The sequence below is a fragment of the Microbispora sp. ZYX-F-249 genome (genome assembly GCF_039649665.1).
GTDB classification, from domain to species: Bacteria; Actinomycetota; Actinomycetes; order Streptosporangiales; family Streptosporangiaceae; genus Microbispora; species Microbispora maris.
In genome coordinates this window covers 164,742-184,081 of record NZ_JBDJAW010000009.1, presented here as the reverse complement: position 1 = coordinate 184,081, position 19,340 = coordinate 164,742, and the positions used below count along the sequence as shown (strand labels likewise).

17 protein-coding genes and 1 tRNA gene are annotated in these 19,340 nt (G+C 73.6%); 10 read left to right on the top strand and 8 right to left on the bottom strand.

From position 1 onward, the window contains the following. Positions 1-158 precede the first annotated feature (158 nt). Positions 159-1,610 (top strand): hypothetical protein, encoded by a 1,452-nt coding sequence (locus AAH991_RS14060; protein ID WP_346226234.1) that lies wholly within the window; start codon positions 159-161, stop codon positions 1,608-1,610. Here the strand turns inward: AAH991_RS14060 and AAH991_RS14055 are convergent. Together AAH991_RS14055 and AAH991_RS14050 are read right to left on the bottom strand one after the other, a co-directional pair. Then, positions 1,539-2,015: a hypothetical protein gene (locus AAH991_RS14055; protein WP_346226233.1), complete on the bottom strand. Its 477-nt coding sequence runs from the start codon at positions 2,013-2,015 to the stop codon at positions 1,539-1,541. The two genes, AAH991_RS14060 and AAH991_RS14055, sit on opposite strands and share 72 nt — an antisense overlap. A gap of 1 nt (position 2,016) precedes the next feature. Further along, positions 2,017-2,694: a DUF6286 domain-containing protein gene (locus AAH991_RS14050; protein WP_346226232.1), complete on the bottom strand. Its 678-nt coding sequence runs from the start codon at positions 2,692-2,694 to the stop codon at positions 2,017-2,019. Between the two features lie 200 nt (positions 2,695-2,894). Here AAH991_RS14050 and AAH991_RS14045 point away from each other — a divergent pair, with 200 nt between their 5' ends. Continuing rightward, complete coding sequence (locus AAH991_RS14045; RefSeq protein WP_346226231.1) at positions 2,895-4,070, top strand: amino acid deaminase/aldolase; 1,176 nt, start codon at positions 2,895-2,897, stop codon at positions 4,068-4,070. 311 nt (positions 4,071-4,381) lie between these two features. Here AAH991_RS14045 and AAH991_RS14040 read toward each other — a convergent pair whose 3' ends face one another. Further along, positions 4,382-4,708: a DUF3618 domain-containing protein gene (locus tag AAH991_RS14040; protein ID WP_346226230.1), complete on the bottom strand. Its 327-nt coding sequence runs from the start codon at positions 4,706-4,708 to the stop codon at positions 4,382-4,384. Positions 4,709-4,843: 135 nt separating this feature from the next. Here AAH991_RS14040 and bcp point away from each other — a divergent pair, with 135 nt between their 5' ends. The 3 genes from bcp to AAH991_RS14025 all read left to right on the top strand — a co-directional run bounded on the left by bcp (position 4,844) and on the right by AAH991_RS14025 (position 6,130). Then, positions 4,844-5,311, top strand: coding sequence for a thioredoxin-dependent thiol peroxidase (gene bcp, locus AAH991_RS14035; RefSeq protein WP_346226229.1), 468 nt, complete (start codon positions 4,844-4,846; stop codon positions 5,309-5,311). 528 nt (positions 5,312-5,839) lie between these two features. Further along, positions 5,840-5,913 (top strand) — tRNA-Leu (locus AAH991_RS14030). Positions 5,914-6,007: 94 nt separating this feature from the next. Further along, entirely contained in the window at positions 6,008-6,130 is a 123-nt protein-coding gene (locus AAH991_RS14025; RefSeq protein ID WP_346226228.1) for a hypothetical protein, read from the top strand. Positions 6,131-6,421: 291 nt separating this feature from the next. Here the strand turns inward: AAH991_RS14025 and AAH991_RS14020 are convergent, their stop codons facing one another. Beyond that, the gene (locus AAH991_RS14020; protein WP_346226227.1) at positions 6,422-6,697 is read right to left on the bottom strand and encodes a hypothetical protein; all 276 of its coding nucleotides are present in this window, start codon (positions 6,695-6,697) and stop codon (positions 6,422-6,424) included. A gap of 820 nt (positions 6,698-7,517) precedes the next feature. Here AAH991_RS14020 and AAH991_RS14015 point away from each other — a divergent pair. From AAH991_RS14015 to AAH991_RS14000, 4 genes are all read left to right on the top strand, one after another. Beyond that, positions 7,518-8,699 (top strand): sensor histidine kinase, encoded by a 1,182-nt coding sequence (locus AAH991_RS14015; protein WP_346226226.1) that lies wholly within the window; start codon positions 7,518-7,520, stop codon positions 8,697-8,699. 180 nt (positions 8,700-8,879) lie between these two features. Next, positions 8,880-9,545 carry a response regulator gene (locus tag AAH991_RS14010; protein ID WP_346226225.1) on the top strand — a complete coding sequence of 222 codons (666 nt, stop codon included), beginning with the start codon at positions 8,880-8,882 and terminating at the stop codon, positions 9,543-9,545. Positions 9,546-9,658: 113 nt separating this feature from the next. Then, entirely contained in the window at positions 9,659-10,402 is a 744-nt protein-coding gene (locus tag AAH991_RS14005; RefSeq protein WP_169981977.1) for an ABC transporter ATP-binding protein, read from the top strand. Between the two features lie 3 nt (positions 10,403-10,405). Continuing rightward, on the top strand, positions 10,406-12,898 hold the full coding sequence (locus AAH991_RS14000; protein WP_346226224.1) for an ABC transporter permease: 2,493 nt from the start codon (positions 10,406-10,408) through the stop codon (positions 12,896-12,898). A gap of 120 nt (positions 12,899-13,018) precedes the next feature. Here AAH991_RS14000 and AAH991_RS13995 read toward each other — a convergent pair whose 3' ends face one another. Next, the gene (locus AAH991_RS13995; RefSeq protein WP_346226223.1) at positions 13,019-13,642 is read right to left on the bottom strand and encodes a TetR/AcrR family transcriptional regulator; all 624 of its coding nucleotides are present in this window, start codon (positions 13,640-13,642) and stop codon (positions 13,019-13,021) included. An 83-nt stretch (positions 13,643-13,725) separates the two neighbouring features. Here AAH991_RS13995 and AAH991_RS13990 point away from each other — a divergent pair, with 83 nt between their 5' ends. Next, positions 13,726-14,676: an alpha/beta fold hydrolase gene (locus AAH991_RS13990; protein ID WP_346226222.1), complete on the top strand. Its 951-nt coding sequence runs from the start codon at positions 13,726-13,728 to the stop codon at positions 14,674-14,676. Between the two features lie 225 nt (positions 14,677-14,901). Here AAH991_RS13990 and AAH991_RS13985 read toward each other — a convergent pair whose 3' ends face one another. The 3 genes from AAH991_RS13985 to rdgB all read right to left on the bottom strand — a co-directional run bounded on the left by AAH991_RS13985 (position 14,902) and on the right by rdgB (position 19,329). Then, positions 14,902-16,884: a toxin glutamine deamidase domain-containing protein gene (locus AAH991_RS13985; protein WP_346226221.1), complete on the bottom strand. Its 1,983-nt coding sequence runs from the start codon at positions 16,882-16,884 to the stop codon at positions 14,902-14,904. Between the two features lie 107 nt (positions 16,885-16,991). Further along, positions 16,992-18,659, bottom strand: coding sequence for a molybdopterin-dependent oxidoreductase (locus AAH991_RS13980; RefSeq protein ID WP_428833987.1), 1,668 nt, complete (start codon positions 18,657-18,659; stop codon positions 16,992-16,994). A 67-nt stretch (positions 18,660-18,726) separates the two neighbouring features. Further along, entirely contained in the window at positions 18,727-19,329 is a 603-nt protein-coding gene (rdgB, locus tag AAH991_RS13975; protein ID WP_346226219.1) for an RdgB/HAM1 family non-canonical purine NTP pyrophosphatase, read from the bottom strand. Between the last annotated feature and the right edge of the window lie 11 nt (positions 19,330-19,340).

The following is a 19,340-nucleotide window of genomic DNA, read 5'->3' as shown; positions in this document are numbered from 1 at the left end:
GGGCGCCTCACCTGCACCGGCACCCTTCATGATCATGCAGAGAATCGGCCGAAGCCCGTCTGACCTGGCGTGAATCCGATCGTGATCATGCGGACGGGCGGAACGTCGGCCGGGGCCAATAAGGTGGTGACCTCACCGACGAGGAGGAGGGCCGTCACGTGAGGTGGCGCGAGGCGCTGCGCCCGCATCGGGCGTTCCTGGTCGTGCTGGCGGCGGGTGTCGCGCTGCGGGCGCTCGCCGTGCTCGGCTACCGGCCCGCGCTGTGGTTCTGGGCCGACTCCTTCGCCTACCTCAGCTCGGCCCTCGACCTGCGGCCGCTGCCCTCGCGGCCGTCCGGCTACTCGCTGTTCCTGGCGGCGCTGAGCCCGCTGCACAGCATCACCGCCGTCGTGGTCGTCCAGCACCTGCTCGGCCTCGGCATGGCCGTGTGCGTGTACGCGCTGCTGCGCCGCCGCACCCGGCTGCCGGGCTGGGGCGCGGCGCTGGCGGCGACTCCGGTGCTGCTCGACGTCCACCAGATCCAGCTCGAACACCTCGTCATGGCGGACCTGCTGTTCACCGCGCTGGTCGTCGCCGCCGTGACGATCCTGCTGTGGCGTCCCAGGCCCGGCGCGTGGCCGGTCGTCGCCGCGCTGCTGCTGCTCGGGCTGGCGACGATCACCCGCACCCTGGGGCTGCCCCTGATCGCGCTGGCACTGCTGCCCGTGCTGCTGGCCCGGCGCTGGCGGACCGCGCTCGCCGGGCTCGCCGCCGCCTCCGCCGTGCTCGGCGGGTACGCCGTCTGGTTCCACGACGCCCACGGGTCGTACGGGATGGGCGGCAGCAGCACGTGGCTGTGGTCGCGGACGATGACCTTCGCCGACTGCGCGGTCATGAAGCCGCCGAAGGAGCTGGCGGTGCTGTGCCCGTCGGGGCCCCGGCTCGCCGCGCCCGCCTACATCTGGGACGCCGACTCGCCCATCCAGCGGGTGAAGAAGGACAAGGAGCGGCTGGCGGGCGAGTTCGCGTCGCTGGCGATCCGCAGCCAGCCCCTCGACTTCCTGACGACCGGTCTGCACGACGCCATGTGGGCGTTCGAATGGGACCGGAAGGTCTACCCCGCACCGGGCACGCAGAGCGCGTACGTGTTCCCCGCCTCGGTGAAGCCGTTCACCGCCAAGGTGGCCTCCTCGGGCCGTACGGCGGGCGAGCTGACCACCGCCTACCAGGGAAGCTCCGGGGACACCCACGTGGCCGAGCCGTTCGCGGGGTGGCTGCGCGCCTACCAGGAACAGGGCTTCCTGCGCGGGCCGCTGCTGGCGGCGATCCTGCTGGCCGGCCTCGCCGGGCTGGTGGCGCGGCGGTGGACCGCGCTGCTGCCCTGGGCCGCGGCGGCGGTCCTGCTCCTGCTGCCGCCCCTGATCGCCGCCTTCGACCACCGCTACGTGGTGCCCGTGGTGCCGCTCGCGTGCCTTGCCGCCGGGCTCGCGCTCGGCTCCGGCGCGACCCGCGCGCCCTGGCGATCGGAGGGGCGGTCAGCGGGGCGGTCAGCGGGGCGGTCAGCGGCGGCGGACGTGCAGGCGGACGACCGCAAGCGCGTCGTCCCTGCCGACCGCGCGGCGAACACGTGAGATCGCCGACTCGTCCAGCCGCCTGATCACCTGCCGCAGGTCGGCGGAGCGCTGGAGCGACACCGACACCCGCAGCCTGCCGTCGCGCACGAGCCTGACGGAGATGCGGCCGATCCCGTCGATCCCCTTGAGCGCCACGCCGAGCATGGCGATGCCGGAACCGGTGCGGCTGCCGACCCGGCCCCAGCCGAGCGCCATGACGAGCCAGCGGGTCGCGACCAGGGCGAGCAGCATGGCCACCCCGGCCAGCAGGGGCAGCGCCCACGGCCGCCCGTCGATCACGCTCGCGTCGGCCAGGGCCGCACCGGGCCGCCGCCGCGCGGCGGCCAGCAGGCCGGCGCCACCCGCGACCAGCGCGAGGCCCACGAGGCAGAGCCCGGCCCGGTTCCCCAGTCGCGGACGCACCTCAGCCCCCTCTCCTGCGCAGCCGTACGACGACCTCGTGGCGGGAGCGGACGCCGAGACCCGACAGCCGGTCTCCCACGGCCGCGCCGACCTCCCGCAGCAGGGCGCCGGTCGTGTCCGCGTCCGCCACCACGACGACCTCGATCCGCCTGCGGAGGATGTGGACGCCGGCCCGGCGGACGTGCTCGACCTCGCGGGCCGAGGCGGCGAGCGTCCGGCGCAGACCGGCGCGGGTCAGGCCCATGGCGAGAAGCGGGTCCCGGCATTCCAGGGGCACGAGCCGGGGACGGCCGGGGACGATCGCGAGGGCCACCAGCCCCACCCCGCAGACGATCATGCCGACCGCGGCGACGGGGACGGCGGGGTCGGCCGGCGTGAGGTTCAGCAGCCGGGGCGGCAGCCGCCAGGGCAGGGACCCGCCGATCATGACGGTGACGACCGCCGCGGTGAGCGCCCAGGCGAGCAGGGCGAGGGCGGAGGCGACCGCGACGGCGGCCGGGGTGCGGGCCGGCCGCAGGGCGCGCACGGCGGCCCGGCGGCCGGCCACGCGGCCCGCCGCCACGCCCATGCCGCTTGCGGGGCCTGTGCCGCTTTCGGCGCCTTCGGAGCTTGCCGCTCTTCCGGCGCCCTGGGCGCTCCTCGCCGACGAACCCGCCAGGATTCCCTGCACGACGCTCATCAGCCGTTCACCCTTCCCGCTCACCGCGCCGGGTCCGCTCGGTAGTCACGTCACCATGGGTACACGGAGCGGCGGCGGGAGGGGCGGGTCACCCGCCGCCTTGCGCGATCATGGCGGCTCCCCGGAGAAGACTTTGCCCGGGCGCGGTTAACATGAATTCGGCTCATGTATTTCGGCCGGTGCCGTACTAGGCTGCGCACATGGACGACCGCCAGCGCCTCGACCAGGCCACGGCCCACCTGGAGCCGCCCTTCGCCGTCCTCGACATGGACGCGCTCCGGGCGAACGCGGCCGCCATGGTGCGCCGGGCCCGGGGCAAGCCGATCCGGGTCGCCAGCAAGTCGATCCGGTGCCGGCCCGTGCTCGAACGGATCCTGGCCATGGACGGCGTCTCGGGTGTCATGGCCTTCACGCTGCCCGAGGCGCTGTGGCTCGTCTCCACCGGCCTGCGGGACGTGCTCGTGGCCTACCCGACCGCGGACAGGACCGCCCTGCGCACCCTGGGATCGGACGAGGCCGCGGCCCGGGAGATCACCGTCATGGTGGACTCGCCCGAGCACCTCGACCTGATCGAGAGCCTCCGGCTCCCCCACCGCGTCCGGGTGTGCCTGGACCTCGACGCGGGGTTCGTGGCCCTCGGCGGCAGGTTCCGCGCGGGCGCGCTGCGGTCGCCGATCCGCGAGCCCGAGCAGGCCGCCGAGATCGCCGCCCGCATCGCCGAGCGCCCCGGGCTGCGGCTGGCCGGGCTCATGGCGTACGAGGCCCAGATCGCCGGAGTGGGAGACGACGTGCCCGGGCCGTACGGGCGGGCGGTGCGCCTGATGCAGGAGCGGTCGCGACGTGAGCTGGTCGTGCGTCGCGGCCGCATCGTGCGGGCCGTACGTCAGGTGGCCGACCTGGAGTTCGTCAACGGCGGAGGCACCGGGAGCATCGAGAAGACCGTCGCCGAGCGGGCGGTCACCGAGGTCGCGGCGGGCTCCGGGTTCTTCCATCCGCGCCTGTTCGACTTCTACCGGGGCTTCACCGGCCGGCCGGCGGCGCTGTTCGCCCTGCCGGTCGTGCGCAAGCCGGCTCCGGACATCGTGACCGTGCTCGGAGGCGGCTACCCCGCCTCCGGTGCCCCGGGACCCACCCGGCTGCCCCAGCCGTACCTGCCCGCGGGGCTCACCTACCACCCGGACGAGGGCGCGGGCGAGGTGCAGACGCCCCTGCTCGGCGAGGCCGCGGCCGATCTCCGCCTCGGCGACCGCGTCTGGTTCCGGCACGCGAAGGCCGGCGAGCTGTGCGAGCGCTTCGCCTCGCTGCACCTGATCGAGGGCGACCGGGTGACCGAGGAGGTCCCGACCTACCGCGGCGAGGGCAGGACCTTCCTCTGACCGCCGGCCCCGGCCCCGCGGCTGCCTCTCGGCCTGACGGCTGCCTTACCGCGGCCTGACGGCTGCCTCTCGGCCTGGCGGCTGCCTTACCGCGGCCTGACGGCTGCCTCTCGGCCTGGCGGCTGCCTTACCGCGGCCTGGCGGCTGCCTCTCGGCCTGGCGGCTGCCTTACCGCGGCCTGGCGGCTGCCTTACCGCGGCCTGGCGGCTGCCTCTCGGCCTGGCGGCTGCCTCTCGGCCTGGCGGCTGCCTTATCACGGAAACGCGCGCGCCGCCGCGAACCGTGTCACGGCGGCGTCGTCCCCCGGCGGGTCAGCGGGAGCGGCGGCGCAGGAGCACGATGGCCGCGCCCACGACGACGGCCACGCCGATTCCGATCAGCACCGGGGCGATGTTGGGCGCCGGGTACTCCGCGGGCTGCTCCCCTTCGTCGTCGGCCGGGGCGTACGTGCGCGGCCCCAGGACCATGTCCTCCACGGACGTGACGAAGTCGCGCGCGTTGGCCTTCGCCTTCGCTACGCCGCGCTCCGCGACCCGCTTCGGGCTCACCCGGTCCGCGATGGCGTCGACCGTGCGAGCGAGCTCCGCCCGCGTGCGCTCGATCTTCAGCTCCAGCGCATCGGGATCGGTGTCCGCCATGCGATCCCCCTTCTGTGGTATTGGTGTGTGATCAGTCTGCCAGGTCCGCCGGTCGCCCCGCACAGCGGCTGAGCCGGTAGTTTGGTTGACGCTTGCCCCGCCGATCGCCGCGGGTCACCTTTTCCGGAGGACGTGATGAGCAAGCTCCAGCCCGGCGACGCCGCGCCGGACTTCACCCTGACCGACGCCGACGACCACGAGGTCTCGCTGGAGTCGTTTCGCGGCAGGCGGGTCATCCTGTACTTCTACCCTGCGGCGATGACCCCCGGATGCACCAAGCAGGCCTGCGACTTCCGCGACAACCTCGGCGCGCTCACCGAGCAGGGCTTCGTGGTGCTGGGCGTGTCCAAGGACAAGCCCGCCAAGCTGCGGCAGTTCCGCGAGCGCGACGCGCTCGCGTTCCCGCTCCTGTCCGACACCGGTCTGGACGTGCACAAGGCGTACGGCGCGTACGGCGAGAAGACGAACTACGGGAAGACCGTGATGGGCGTCATCCGGTCCACGTTCGTCATCGACCCCGACGGAAAGATCGAGAAGGCTCTCTACAACGTGAAGGCCACCGGTCACGTCGCCCGCCTCACAAAAGAGCTGGGAATTTCCTGAGATATCCCTTTCGTCGTACTCCCGGAATTGTCGGTGCCCGCCGATAAATTCCGGGGCATGGCGAAGTACAAGTACACCCCAGAGTTGCTCGCCGACGCGGCGGCAGCCGCGAGCAGCATCGCCGACGTGTTGCGTCATCTCGGCATCCCGTGGTCCGGCGGCGCCCACGCCCACATCAGCCGCCGCCTCAAGCACTTCGGTATCGACACAACCCACTTCGGCAGGCCCTTGCCGGACAGAGGCGCAACGACGCCGCGGCGATACCTGCCCGCGGAGATCCTCGTGCTGCTACCTCCGGGATCCGGCCGCGAGAAGCCCCGCAAGCTCAGGCGGGCGCTACACGAAGTAGGAGTTCCATACGTCTGCGCAGACTGTAGGATAGGCGGCACCTGGCAGGGTCGGCCGCTTACGCTGCACATCGACCACATCAACGGCAATTGGCTGGACAACAGAAAAGAGAATTTGCGATTCCTCTGCCCCAACCGTCATTCTCAGACGGAGAATTTCGCGGGCAAAGGAAGAGGAAAAGGGGTCGTAGCCCAATCGGCAGAGGCAACGGTTTTAGGTACCGTACAGCGCGAGTTCGAATCTCGTCGACCCCACAGCGATTCAGAAAACAATAACGAGCGGCACAATCACATAAGAACGCGAAAGCCGCTGAACCCCGAGCGCCCGGCGCTCGCGAAATTGAACCTGATGCTCGGGGCCGACGACCTGACCTTCCTGGAGCGGTTCGTTTCCGCCGGAGGGGCGCGCTCGCGGACCGCGGCGATCCGCACGGCCATCGCTCTGCTCCGTGCTCAGAGTGAGCGGGAGTGATCGTCATGGGGAGTTTCCGCACGCCCGGAGCGGCTCACCAGGACAACAATGTCCCCTGCTCGTCCGGCCGCACGACGGGCAGGAGCCGACGACGAGTTCCGCACCGTACGGCTCCCGCGGCACCTGCACGCCAGCAGGCACGCACGCTGGGGACCGGCCGGGCATGCCCGGGAACTTCGGTGCCCGTGACCGGGCGGAGCCGACAGTCACGGCGCCGTGGCAACCCGCCGGAGAAACCCGTGGGCGCGCGCCGGCCCCTCCGCCGGCGCGCGCCCTTCCGGGGAGCGAGGATCAGCCGGGCGCCTGGCAGCGCACTCCGGCCTCGGTGCTCCTGCACCACGGGGGCAGGAGATCGTCCTGGGACTGCGGGGCGTTCTGGCCGAAGCCACGGGGGAAGAAGCGCTGCCGGTCACCGCCGGTGTCCCAGCTCGCCCCCGCGTCCGCCCGGCCCCAGACCATCGCGGTGACGGCCACGATGCCACCGCCGAGGAGCGCTCCGACGAGCGCGGACGCGATGCCGACGGCCACCAGCCGCCCCGTGTGCCCGCGCGGGAGCCGATCCACCACTCGCGCGGGGAAGCCTGGCCGCGGAGCCGAATCGAACGACGGACGCGGGTTCTGCCAGCCGGGGGCCTTCCAACCCGCGCCTCCGGGTCCGAAGGCGTATCCGCCGCCGCTCGGGAGCGCGCTCGCGGGTCCCGGCGCCGGGCGGCCCGGGCCGGCGGAGCCTGTCCACGGCGCGTACGGCCCTGGCGCCCCGGGCGTGCCCGCTCCGGGCGTGTTCATCGGGCCGTTGTTCGGGTGGGTCCAGGGTGAACCCGGCCCCGCCGCCCTGGGCGTGTTCGCCGGGCTGGTCCATGGTGACGTGGGATTCGCCGGAGGCGGCGGTGGCGTCGGCCCGGCCGGCCCTGTCCGCGCGGTCGTGCCAGTTGGCGTGGTCGTGCCAGTTGGCGTGGTCGTGCCAGTTGGCGTGGTCGTGCCGGTTGGCGCACTCGGCGCGACCGGCGTGGTCTCTACGGGCCCGGTCTGCGCCGCAGGCCCGGCGGAGTCAGCGACAACGGTGGTCGCAGCCGGCTCGGCCGGCGCCGCCGGGCCGACGGGCTCAGCGGCCCCGCTTGTCGCGGTCGGCTCGCTCAACCCGGTCGGCCCGGTTTCCGGCTCCGGGCGCGGGCCGCGCGGCTCGTCCCCGGTGCCGCGCGACCCCGCGTCCTGATCCGCCATTCAGATCTCCCTTTACCCGCTTCAGAGAAGCGTTCCCGGGAACAAGGATGCGACGTGATCCGTAAGAACGGCGTAAACCCGGCGGGCGCCTGCGACCTGAGTCGTAGCGCGGTATCCACCGCAAGGGTGAGACCTTCCTGAGCAGCACATACATATGGTTGGGTACGTGTTCGGCAGACTACGCGCCTGGACCCGGCGCCACAGCAAGCTCGTGGACGCGCTGACGGTCTCCCCGCTGGCGCTGTTGAGCCTGGCCACCGCCGAGGCGTTCACCCGGTCGGGCTCGCTCGGAGCACGGGACGTGGGTGTGCCCGGGCTGCTGCTGCTGTCGGCCGCCCTCATCGCTCCGCTGACCTGGCGCCGCGAGCACCCCCGCGAGGTGTTCGCCGTGGTCGCCGCCGTCAGCTTCGTCCAGTGGCTGCTCGACGTCATCGTCCTGCCCGCCAACATCGCGGTGCTCGTCGCGGTGTACGGCGTGGCCTCGCGCTGCACGCTCCGGTGGGCGTTGGCCGCCGGGGCGGTCGCGGAGTTCGGGCTGCTGCTGGCGATGTTGCGCTGGTCTCCCGACGCCAGCCAGTCGTGGCCGTCGTCGTCGGCCTTCATCGTCGCCGTCTGGATCGCCGGGATCTACGCCAACACGCGCCGCCGCTATGTGGAGAGCCTCGTCGAACGCGCGGAGCGGGCCGAGCGGGAGCGCGACCAGCAGGCGCGCATCGCGGCCGCCGCCGAGCGCGCCCGCATCGCCCGTGAGCTGCACGACGTGGTGGCGCACAACGTCAGCGTGATGGTCGTCCAGGCCGACGGCGCAGGTTTTGCCCTCGACGGCGACCCGGAGCAGGCGCGGCGCGCCATGCAGGCGATCTCCGCGACCGGGCGGCAGGCGCTGGCCGAGATGCGCAGGCTGGTGGGGGTCCTGCGGCAGGACGCCGGCAGCCCGGCGGAGGAGTACGCTCCGCAGCCCGGTGTGGCCCAGCTGGGCGATCTGATCAGGCAGGTCAGGGACTCGGGGCTGCCGACCGAGTTCACCGTGTCCGGCACCGCGCGGACGCTGCCCGAGGGCGAGCAGCTCGCCGTCTACCGGATCGTGCAGGAGGCCCTGACCAACGCGCTCAAGCACGGCGGCCCCGGCACGCGGGCCTGGGTGGAGATGACGTACGGCACGGGCGAGCTCGAGCTGAGGATCAGCGACGACGGCAGGGGCGCCGCGGCGCCGCGCCTGGTCGGCGGGCATGGCCTGATCGGCATGCGGGAGCGGGCGGCGATGTACGGCGGGAGCGTCGAGGCGGCCCCCCGGACGGGCGGCGGGTTCCGGGTGGTCGCCAGGATCCCCATCGGGATGGCCGCGTGACCGGGCCGTCCCCCCACCGCGTGACCGCGCCGTCCCCCGGCCGTGTGACCGGCGTTGCCCGGCCGTGTGACCGGCGTTGCCCGGCCGTGTGACCGGCGTTGCCCGGCCGCGTGACCGGGCGCTCCCCCGGCCGCGTACGGTTGCGGGGATCGCGGCGATGACGAGCGGAGCGGAGCGGCAGTGATACGCGTCATGCTGGTCGACGACCAGGAGCTGGTGCGGACCGGGTTCCGGATGGTCCTCGGGGCGCAGCCGGACATCGACGTCGTGGGCGAGGCGGCGGACGGGCTGGCGGCCGTCGAGGCGCTGCGCACGGTCGAGGCGGACGTGGTCCTCATGGACGTCCGCATGCCGAGAATGGACGGCGTGGAGGCGGCCCGCGTCATCTGCGCGGCGCCGGACGGTCCCAAGGTGCTGATCCTGACGACGTTCGACCTCGACGAGTACGCGTTCGCGGCGATCAAGGCGGGCGCGGCGGGATTCCTGCTGAAGGACGTGCCGCCGGCCGAGCTCATCAGCGCGATCCGGTCGGTGCACTCGGGTGACGCGGTGGTCGCGCCGAGCACGACCCGCCGCCTGCTCGACCACTTCGCCGTCCTTCTTCCGGAGGGGGACACGCGGCGGCAGGACGCGGGTGTGCTGACAGCGCGGGAGCGGGAGGTGATGGTCCACGTGGCCCGCGGCCTGTCGAACGCCGAGATCGCGGCGCGCCTGCACCTCGCGGAGGCGACCGTGAAGACCCACCTGGGCCGCATCCTCGCCAAGCTGGGACTGCGCGACCGCGCCCAGGTGGTCGTCTACGCGTACGAGACCGGTGTGGTCTCCCCCGATCATCCGCGGGGCTGAGTCCGCACTACCTCGCTAGTCGCACACGTCCCGCCGGGCCCGTCCCGTGGCCGCACGCCGAGAACGTCCGCGAGGCCGAGGAAACGCCCTGATCACGGCCATAGCGTGGCGTCATGACCACAACAACCCAGGTTCGCACCGCGGTCGTCGCGCGGGGACTGACGAAGGTGTACGGCGAGGGCGACGCGGCCGTGCACGCGCTGCGCGGCGTCGACATCGGTTTCGCCGCGGAGGCGTTCACCGCGATCATGGGGCCGTCCGGGTCCGGTAAGTCCACCCTGATGCACTGCCTGGCCGGGCTGGACACCGTGACGGACGGACGGGTGAGCATCGGCGACGTCGAGATCACCGGTTTGAACGACAAGCAGCTCACGCTGCTGCGTCGTGAGCGCGTCGGTTTCATCTTCCAGGCGTTCAACCTGCTGCCGACGCTGACGGCCGAGCAGAACATCCGGCTTCCGCTGGAGATCGCGGGCCGTCAGGCCGACCAGGCGCTGTTCGACCGCGTGATCGAGACGGTGGGCCTGCGCGACCGGCTCAGACACAAGCCGAGCGAGCTGTCGGGCGGGCAGCAGCAGCGTGTCGCGGTGGCGCGGGCGCTCATCAGCAAGCCTCAGGTGATCTTCGCCGACGAGCCGACCGGCAACCTCGACTCGCGCAGCGGCGCCGAGGTGCTGGCGTTCCTGCGCCGGTCGGTGCGGGAGCTCGGCCAGACGATCGTGATGGTGACCCACGACCCGGTTGCGGCGTCGTACGCCGACCGGGTGGTCTTCCTGCGTGACGGCCTGCTGGTGAGCGAGATCGATCGGCCGACGCCGCAGGCCGTGCTCGACACGCTGATGGCGCTGGAGGCCTGAGCCGTGTTCAGGACCACTCTCACCGGGCTGCTGGCGCACCGCCTGCGCCTGCTGCTCACCTCCCTGGCGATCGTGCTCGGTGTCGGGTTCATCGCGGGCACGTTCGTGCTCACCGACACCATCGACGCCGGGTTCACGCAGTCGTTCGCCGCCGATGCCGACAAGGTGGACGTGGTGGTGACGCCCAAGGACGACGCCGAAGGCGACGGGAGTCTCCCGCAGAGCGCGCTCGCGGCGATCAGGGCGGTGCGGGGCGTGCGGGACGCCCAGCCCATGGTGTCCGGGGACGCGCCGCTGATCGGCAGGGACGGCAAGGTCGTCGGGGACTTCCCCACCGCCGGGGTGTCCATCCCGGCGGACCGCATCAAAATCACTGCGGGGCGAGCGCCCTCCGCCGCGGGCGATGCGGTGCTCGACAAGAACACCGCCAAGGCCCAGGGGCTGGCACCGGGGGCGACCGTCGCGGTGCTCGACCGGGCGGGCGAACGGCAGGAGTTCCGCCTCGTCGGGATCTTCGACGTGGGCGTCGACCAGAACCTCGCCTACCGGGGCGCGGTCGCCTTCACTCCCGACACGGCGCGGCGCGTCACCGGCGCCAAGGGCTTCACCGAGATCGACGTCGTCTCCTCGGGACCCTCGCCGGAGAGCCTGCGTACGGCCGTCGCGGCGGCCGTGGGCGGCGACGCGACGGTGATGACCGGACGGGAACGCGCCGACGAGGTGGCCAGGCGCAACCACGTGGACACTTCCTACATCCGGCTGGGCCTGCTGCTGTTCGGCGCGGTCGCGCTGCTCGTCGCCGCGCTCGTCATCTACAACACCTTCAACATCCTGGTCGCGCAGCGGATGCGCGAGATGGCGCTGCTGCGCTGCATCGGCGCCACCAAACGGCAGGTCTTCGGCTCCATCGTGCTGGAGTCCGCCGTGGTCGGCCTGCTGTCGTCGGTGCTGGGCCTGCTGACGGGCCTCGGCCTCGGAGCCGCGGCGGTCGCCGTGCTGAGGGCCGTCGGAACCGACATCCCCACGGGCACGGTGACCCTGTCCCCGCAGACGATCGCCGTCGGCCTGTGCACCGGCGTCGTCGTCACGATGGCCGCGGCCCTGCTCCCCGCGCGCCAGTCCACCCGTGTGCCGCCCGTCGCGGCGCTGCGCGCGCAGGTCGAGGAGCACACCTTCCGCACCGGGGTCGTACGGGTGGTCGTCTCGGTCCTGCTCCTGCTGGCGGGGGCCGGCCTCACCGCGGCGGGGGTGCTGCAGAAGCCGGGCCAGGCGGCGCTGCTGACGGTCATGGCGGGCGGCGTGCTCGTGTTCTTCGCGGTGCTGGTGCTCGGCCCGGTGATCGTACGGCCGCTGAGCGGGCTGGCCGGCTGGGTGCCGGCGCGGCTGTTCGGCGTGCCGGGGCGGCTGGCCGTGGACAACTCGCGGCGCAACCCCAAGCGGGCGGCCACCACGACGGTGGCCCTGACCGTCGGCGTGACGCTGATGACGTTCATGTCGGTCCTGACCGCCACGGTGCGGACCACGGTCGGCGGCGAACTCGACAAGCAGTTCCCCGCCGACTACATCCTGTCGGCGCAGACGGGCACGATCCCCCGCTCTGTCGCCGACGCGCTGCGCGGGAGCCGCGACCTCGCCGCGGTGACCGAGTTCCGCGGCAAGAAGGCCAAGGTGAACGGCCGCGACTACGAGGTGGGCACGGTCACCTGGTCGGCCATCGGCACCGCGATCAAGCCGGAGGCGTCGTCCGGCACGCTGAACGGCTTCGGCGCGGGCGACGTCGCGGTGGCCGACTACGTGGCCCAGGACCTCGGCGTCGCCGTGGGCGACACCGTGACCGTCACGTCGGGAGGCAAGAGCGCCTCGCTCGAGGTGGCGGCGGTGCTGAGGGGCGAGGTGTCCCTGCTGCCGGCCTTCACCATGGCCGAGCAGGCGTTCGAGCGGCACTTCGGCGCGGTGGGCGACACGCAGATCCTGGTGGACGCCGCCGACGGCGTGGCCCCGGAGCGGTCGCGCAAGGTGGTGGACGACGCCACGGCGGCCTATCCGGCGGTCAAGGTCGGCAGCACGACCGAGATCCGCGGCCAGTTCGACGAGGCGATCGACTCGATGCTCATGGTCGTCACCGGGCTGCTGGCCCTCGCGATCGTGATCTCGCTGCTCGGCATCGCGAACACGCTGTCGCTGTCGGTCCACGAACGGACCCGCGAGTCCGCGCTGCTGCGCGCCCTCGGCCTGACCCGGCCGCAGCTGCGGGGCATGCTCTCGGTCGAGGCGCTGGTCCTCGGCCTGGTGGGCGCGATCGTCGGCGTCGTGCTCGGCATCGCGTACGGCTGGGCGGCGACGACGACGCTCACGGAGACCGTCTCCTTCCAGCTTCCGGCCGTGCAGATCCTGATCTTCATCGCCGCCTCGGGCCTGGCCGGGGTGCTCGCCGCGGTGCTGCCCGCCCGCCGGGCCGCCCGGGCGTCGGTCGTCGGGGCGCTGGCCGCCTCCTGACCGCCGCCCCCGGTTCCGTACGGGCCGGGGGCGCCGGTCGCCCGGGTCAGCCGCGCGGGCGGGGGCCCGGGCGGGGGCGTCACCGGCGGGCCGGAGCGCACCCGTGTCGCCTGACGATCGTCAACCGGAGGTCTGCGGCGAGGGGGGAGAACCGGAGCCGGCCGGGGCGCCAGGCAGGATCCGCTGGAGATGGTGGTCGACGATCGCGGCCGCGTCGTTCACGTCGAGCTCCCCGAGCAGCACTTCGTCGGCGAGACCGCGCGCGAGGCCGAGCAGCACGTGGGCCTCCACCCCGGGATCGACGTCCGGGGCGGGACCGGAGGCCGCCAGCATCGCGGCGATCTCGCGGTGGACGGCGTCGCCGCCGGCACGGTAGAGGTCGCGGATCTCCGGATCGGCAACGGCCCTGCTCAGGAACGCGTGCCCGGCCAGCAGCGGGACCACAGCGGTCGCGCCCAGCCCGACGATCGCGAGCAGCACGCGCCGCAGCGTGTCCGCCGGGCCTCGGGCGTCCCTGACGGCTTCGCCGACATGGCGCTCGATTTCTCTTCTCATGACGTGGGCGCTGGCGCGCAGCAGATCGGCCTTCCCGGCGAAGTAGTGCTGCACGAGCCCCTTGGAGACGCCGGCCTCCTGTGCGACCTGGCCTATGGTCACACCGGCCAGGCCGTCCCGCGCGCACAGCCTCAGCGCCGCGTGGGCGATCTCCTCCCGCCGAGCCGCATGGTCGACCTGCTTGGGCACGGTCCCTCCTTTTCGCGATACGAGCGTATCGTGATATCAATGCAATACGATCGTATCGCCAAGGCCGAATGGAGGACCCGTACGTGAGCGGCATCGTGCGACCCAACATCGGAGCCGAGTTCCGCCGACAGCGCCTCGGGCACTTCCGCGACGCGCAGGCCTACGCGCGCTACCGGCGGATTTACGACCGGGCCATGACCGGCCTCCCGGCGCCGGACGCGATCCAGGACGTGCCGACCGGCTTCGGGACCGTTCGTGTCCATCGCTTCGGCACGGACGGCGCCGATGCCCGAACGCCGCTCCTCCTGCTGCCGGGACGCACCGCGTCGACCCCGATGTGGGCGCCGAACCTCACCGGTCTCCGCGCCTCGGGCCGCGTCGTCTACGCGATCGATCTGCTGGGCGAGCCCGGTCTCTCGGTGCAGAGCAGGCCGTTCGCGAGCGCGGCGGACCACGGCGTATGGCTCGCGGAGCTCCTCACCGGACTCCGCCTCGACCGGACGCACCTGCTCGGCGTGTCGATCGGCGGGTGGACCGCCTTCCGGCTCGCCATGCACGCCCCGGACAAGGTCGCCTCCCTGAATCTGCTCGATCCCGCCTGCTTGTTCGGCCGGATCACCTGGAAGGCGGTCGCCGTCTCGCTGGGCGCGTTCGGGCCGCTCCCCGAGCCGTGGCGCCGGCGGCTGCTGAGCTGGATCTCCGGCGGAGCCGATATCTCCGGCGACGAGCCGGTCGCCGCCCTGATCTCCGCCGGGATGCGGGACTTCACCGCCTTCCTCCCCCCGCCGACTTATCCCGCGGACGAAGAGGTCGCCGCGGTCGGCGTACCGACCCTCGCGGTGATCGCCGGGCGTAGCATCATCCACCATCCGGCCAGAGCCGCGGAACGCGCCCGCCGGCTGCTCGCCCAAGGGGTCGTCGAACTGTGGCCCGACGCCTCCCACTCCCTCAACGGCGAGTTTCCCGAGCGAGTCGCCACCCGGGTCCTCGCCTTCATCGAGCGGCTCGACGCGGACGACGCCCTCCGCCACTGACCGTCACTCGCCATCGGGCCCGCGCTCGGCCGGAAACAGGAAATCCGCAACGGCGCGGCCCACGGCGAGCGGAGGCGAGCGCGGAAGCACACAGACGAGCGGAGGCGAGCGCGGAAGCACACACGCGAGCGGAGGCGAGCACGGAAGCACGCACGCGAGCGGGCGACCGGCGCCGGGCGCGCATTGCTCACCCGGCGCCGTTCGGGAGCCCTCGATCGCGGGGCGTCACAGGCGGCGGCCCTGGCGGTCGATCACCACCGCGAAGACCCCCGTGACGTCCTCGTACGGCGGTTCCACGGCCATGTGACCCCGCTGGGCGTCGATCCAGAGGACCTCGCCGCGGCAGTTGACCGCGTTCCACGCGTGGCTGCCGCCCCCGGCCCAGCGGGTGATGAGGACGGCGGCGGCGCCGTGCCCGCCGAAGATCAGCCGCTGGGCGATGGCCACGTACGCCCGGCGGCCGTGGCCCACGTATTCGAACCGGTGCCCGAGCCACTCCTCGGCGCGGCCGACGCCCCCGGTCTCCCCGGTCAGCAGCGGGCGGCCCGACCCGTCGTACTCCGGCTGCCTGCGCGCCGCCACCACGGGCTCGCCGTGCCAGGTGGACATCACCGACAGCGCGCAGTCGACGGCGTTGTTGGACCTGAACGCGTCCTCCGTCGGCCCTTCGGCGTTGATCAGCCGGATCCAGGTGCCGCGCGGGTCCGGGAAGCGCCCGCTCACCGCCTGCGCGAGGCTCACCTGGCCGCCCGGATCCGCCTCGGCCAGGCCGCCGGGCCTGCCGTACGGGCGGGTCTCCTCCAGCCGCCGCGGGCGGCCCGGGCCGTCCAGCCAGTCGCACTCGGTGTCGTCGCGCAGCACGGCCGCCCAGAAGTCGTCGGCGTCCGCGAGCTCGCCCGTCTCCGGGCCGTCGTCCACGGCGCCGCCGGACCCTTCCTCGCGCCACTCGCTCCGGCCCGCCTCCGGCGCCGGCTCGTCGCCGGCCTGCGACGCGGGAATGCGCGGCGCGGGCGCGGTCTCGGCGTGCCACTCGTCCTGCCCGGCCGGGGACACGGCGGCGTGTCCCGCGCCGAGGAGTGGCCCGAGGAATGACTCGGGCAGCGGCTCGCCCGGCCGGTCGCCCCGGCTCACCGGGGTCGCCGCATCGTCTCGCCGCTCACGAGAGCCGGACGCCTCGGGGACGACCGCGCCCCGGCCGTTCTCGCCGGTCGCGGCGGCCGCCCCGGTCCCGTCGTCCACCGCGTCCCGCGTCCCGTCGGCGGTGACGCTCGCGCGCTCCCCGGGCGCGGTGACCGTCGGGTGCCCCCCGGGCGCGGTGAGCGTCGGGTGCCCCCCGGGCTCGGCCGGGTCCGCGGCGGTATCTGCAGCGGTGTCCGCAGTGGTGTCGGCAGTGGTGTCGGCAGTGGTGCCCGCGGTGGTGCCCTCGTTTCTCCTGGCGCCGGCACCATCGTGGCCCGCCTCGAATTCGGCGGCCGGGCGTTCCTCCGCGTGCGCGAGTTCGCCGGACTCTCGCAGGCCGGGCTCCCCCGGGTCTGGCTCCCGCGGGCCCGAGTCCTCCCGGGCGCGGGCATCCGACCCGGACTCGTCGCGGGCGCCGGTCTTCCCCGGATCAGGCTCGGCGTCCCCGGGGCCGGGTTCTCCCGATGTCGCTGCCGAGCCGGCGGTCCCTCCGACAGCCTCTGCGGAGGTTCCCCCTGTCGCCGGCTCTCCCGTCGCCGCACCGTCGTCAGGGGCGCGCCCGACGTCCCCGCCGTCGTCCGGCCCCTGAGCGTCGCCGACATCGCGGGCGTCCTCGGACACCTCGGCGTCCTCCGGGCCCCGGATCTCCTCGTCGTCCCCGGTCCCGGCATCGACCGGCGTCGTCACGGGAACGGCCTCCCGGAGGTCCGGCGGCCCGCCGCGGCGCCCCGCCGGCGTCCCCGGGCCGCGGCCCCCACGTCCCCCGATGTCGCCGTTCCTCGCCGCCGGCACCACCGGCATCGTGACGGTGCCGGTCATGGTGTCGGGCATGGTGTCGGGCATGGTGTCGATGCCCAGCGGCAGCGTCGCGATCCGCACGTCCAGGCGGCGGTCCTCGAGCGAAGGAGCAGGCGCGTCGGCCGCCTGCTCGTAATCCCGCCATCGCCGGCCGTCGGCCGACACGACCGGGTTGTACACACCGGACGGCAACCGCCACCTCGCGTGCCGGCGCGCCCTCTCCTGGTTCACGCGCTTGGCCCCCCTCCTCGCGCACATCAGGGTGCCGATGGTAGAGGCGGGCCGTCCGGGGCACGGCGGGTTTTCCCAACTCCAGACCCGGCTTGCCCCGGGGCCGGTCAGCGAGCCGTGACGGTGACGGTGTGGAGGCCGGTCGCGCCGTCGGGGGCGGGCGGGGCCTCGTCCTCGGTCTGGGTGTAACCGGTCGCGTCGGTGGCCCGCACCGAGATCGTGTGCCGGCCGGGCGTCAGGTCGAGGTCGAGCGACCACTGCCGCCAGGTGTCCGGGCCGGGGGTCTCCGCGAGCCTCGCCTGCCGCCACGCGCTGCCGTCCACCCGCACCTCGACCGCGTCGACGCCGCGGTGCTGCGCCCACGCGACGCCCGCCACGGTCGTACGGCCCGCCGTGACCTCGTCCCCGTCACGGGGCAGGTCGATCCTGGACTGGGTCTTGATCGGGCCTTTCGGCGCCCAGCCGCGCGGCGTCCAGTAGGCCTCGTCCCGGTCGAACCGGGTGACCCTGATCTCGGTGACCCACTTCGTCGCCGAGACATACCCATACAGGCCGGGCACGACCTGGCGGACCGGGAAGCCGTGGGACTCCGGGAGCACCTCGCCGTTCATCGCGACGGCGAGCAACGCGTCGCGGCCGTCCATGACCACGTCGACCGGTGTGCCGCAGGTCCAGCCGTCCTCGGAGACGCTGAGCAACATGTCGGCCTCGCTGCGGATTCCGGCCTCGCGCAGCACGTCGGCGAGCCGGGCGCCGAGCCAGCGGGCGTTGCCGATGTACGGCCCGCCGACCTCGTTGGACACGCAGGTCAGCGTGACGTCCGCCTCCATGAGGGGGCGCTTGAGCAGGTCGGCGAAGGTCAGCTCGACCGGCCTGTCCACCAGGCCGTGGATCTTCAGCGTCCATCGGGCCGGGTCCACCGACGGCACGACGAGGGCGGTGTCCACGCGGTAGAAGTCGGCGTTGGGCGTGACGAAGGGCGCCAGGCCGGGAATCCGCAGGTCCGCGCCCGAAGGGACGGGCGCGGCCGGGCGCGCCGCGCGCGGCAGCATCTTCGCCACGCTCCTGCGGGCGATCTCGCCGTCCTTCGTGCCCGACAGCAGCCAGCCGCCGAGACCGGCGGCGCCCGCGACGGCGACCCCGGTCGCCGCTCCCGTCAGGAGCCTGCGCCGGTCGAAAACGTACGGTGCCGCGCCCGCCCGCATGACGGCCGGCATGGCGGGGCCGGGCCCCGTCGAACGGCTGTCCTCGTCCGCCACCACGGCACCCGCCGGGCCGGAGACCGGGCGCGTGGCCGGCGCCCTCTCCCTGTCGGCGGCCCGGCTGGCGGCGACGTAGTCCTCCTCGCCGCTGTCCATGGCGCGGCGCGCCAGCCGCGACAGGGTCCAGGCGCCGGCCGCGGCGCCCGCGAGCGAGGGCAGGACGTGCGCCACCCCCGCGTCCGGCCGGGACAGCGCCGCTGCGGCGCCGACGAGGCCGAACACGGCCAGGCCCAGCGTGCCGTACGCCGCCCTACGGCGGGCGAGCAGGCCCAGACCGGCGGCGACGAGCGCGAGCACGACGACGATGCCGCCGAGCAGGACCGCCTTGTCGTAGGAGCCGAAGGTGCGGATCGCCCATTCCTTGAGGCCGGCGGGCGTGGCGTCGACCACCGCGCCGCCCACGGCGACGACCGGCGCCGCGCCGGGGTCGATAAGACCGGCGATGATCTGGGCCGCCCCGAGCGCCACCGCACCGGCGACGAGGCCGGTCAGCGCTGCCGCCCAGGCGGGCATGCGGGTGCCTGCTGCGTTCACGTGACGAACGCTACGCCCGTACGCCCGCGGGGGTCTTACGGCGGGATTACGGGACGACCTCGGCGATCACCGGGGCGAGCGCGCGGAACGCCTTGCCCCGGTGGCTGATCGCGTCCTTCTCCTCGGCCGTCATCTCGGCGGTCGTGCGGGTCTCGCCGTCCGGCACGAAGATCGGGTCGTAGCCGAAGCCGCCCGTGCCGCGCCGTTCGCGGATGAGGAAGCCGTGCACGGCGCCCTCCACCACGTGCTCCTCCCCCGTCGGCAGCGCGAGCGCGGCCGTGCAGGCGAAATGGGCCTGCCTGCGGCCGTCCGGCACGTCGGCGACCTGGGCGAGCAGCAGGTCGAGGTTGGCGTCGTCGTCGCCGTGCCGGCCGGACCAGCGGGCGGAGAAGATGCCCGGCATGCCGTTCAGCGCCTCCACGCACAGGCCGGAGTCGTCCGCCACGGCGGGCAGGCCGCTGGCCGAGGCGACCGCGTGCGCCTTGAGCAGCGCGTTCTCCGCGAACGTGAGCCCTGTCTCGGCCACGTCGCCGATCTGCGGGAACGCCTCCAGGCCGACGAGTTCGACCGGCACACCGGCGTCGGCGAGGATCCGGCGCAGTTCGACGATCTTCCCGGCGTTGCGGGTGGCCAGGACCACCTTGTTCATGCTGTCGTCCT

Bases quoted from the DNA above. Each gene is read 5' to 3' on its own strand.
- AAH991_RS14050 (WP_346226232.1), bottom strand. From the start codon at position 2,694: ATGAGCGTCGTGCAGGGAATCCTGGCGGGTTCGTCGGCGAGGAGCGCC.
- AAH991_RS14045 (WP_346226231.1), top strand. From the start codon at position 2,895: ATGGACGACCGCCAGCGCCTCGACCAGGCCACGGCCCACCTGGAGCCG.
- AAH991_RS14040 (WP_346226230.1), bottom strand. From the start codon at position 4,708: ATGGCGGACACCGATCCCGATGCGCTGGAGCTGAAGATCGAGCGCACG.
- bcp (WP_346226229.1), top strand. From the start codon at position 4,844: ATGAGCAAGCTCCAGCCCGGCGACGCCGCGCCGGACTTCACCCTGACC.
- AAH991_RS14025 (WP_346226228.1), top strand. From the start codon at position 6,008: ATGCTCGGGGCCGACGACCTGACCTTCCTGGAGCGGTTCGTTTCCGCC.
- AAH991_RS14005 (WP_169981977.1), top strand. From the start codon at position 9,659: ATGACCACAACAACCCAGGTTCGCACCGCGGTCGTCGCGCGGGGACTG.
- AAH991_RS13980 (WP_428833987.1), bottom strand. From the start codon at position 18,659: ATGCCCGCCTGGGCGGCAGCGCTGACCGGCCTCGTCGCCGGTGCGGTG.
- rdgB (WP_346226219.1), bottom strand. From the start codon at position 19,329: ATGAACAAGGTGGTCCTGGCCACCCGCAACGCCGGGAAGATCGTCGAA.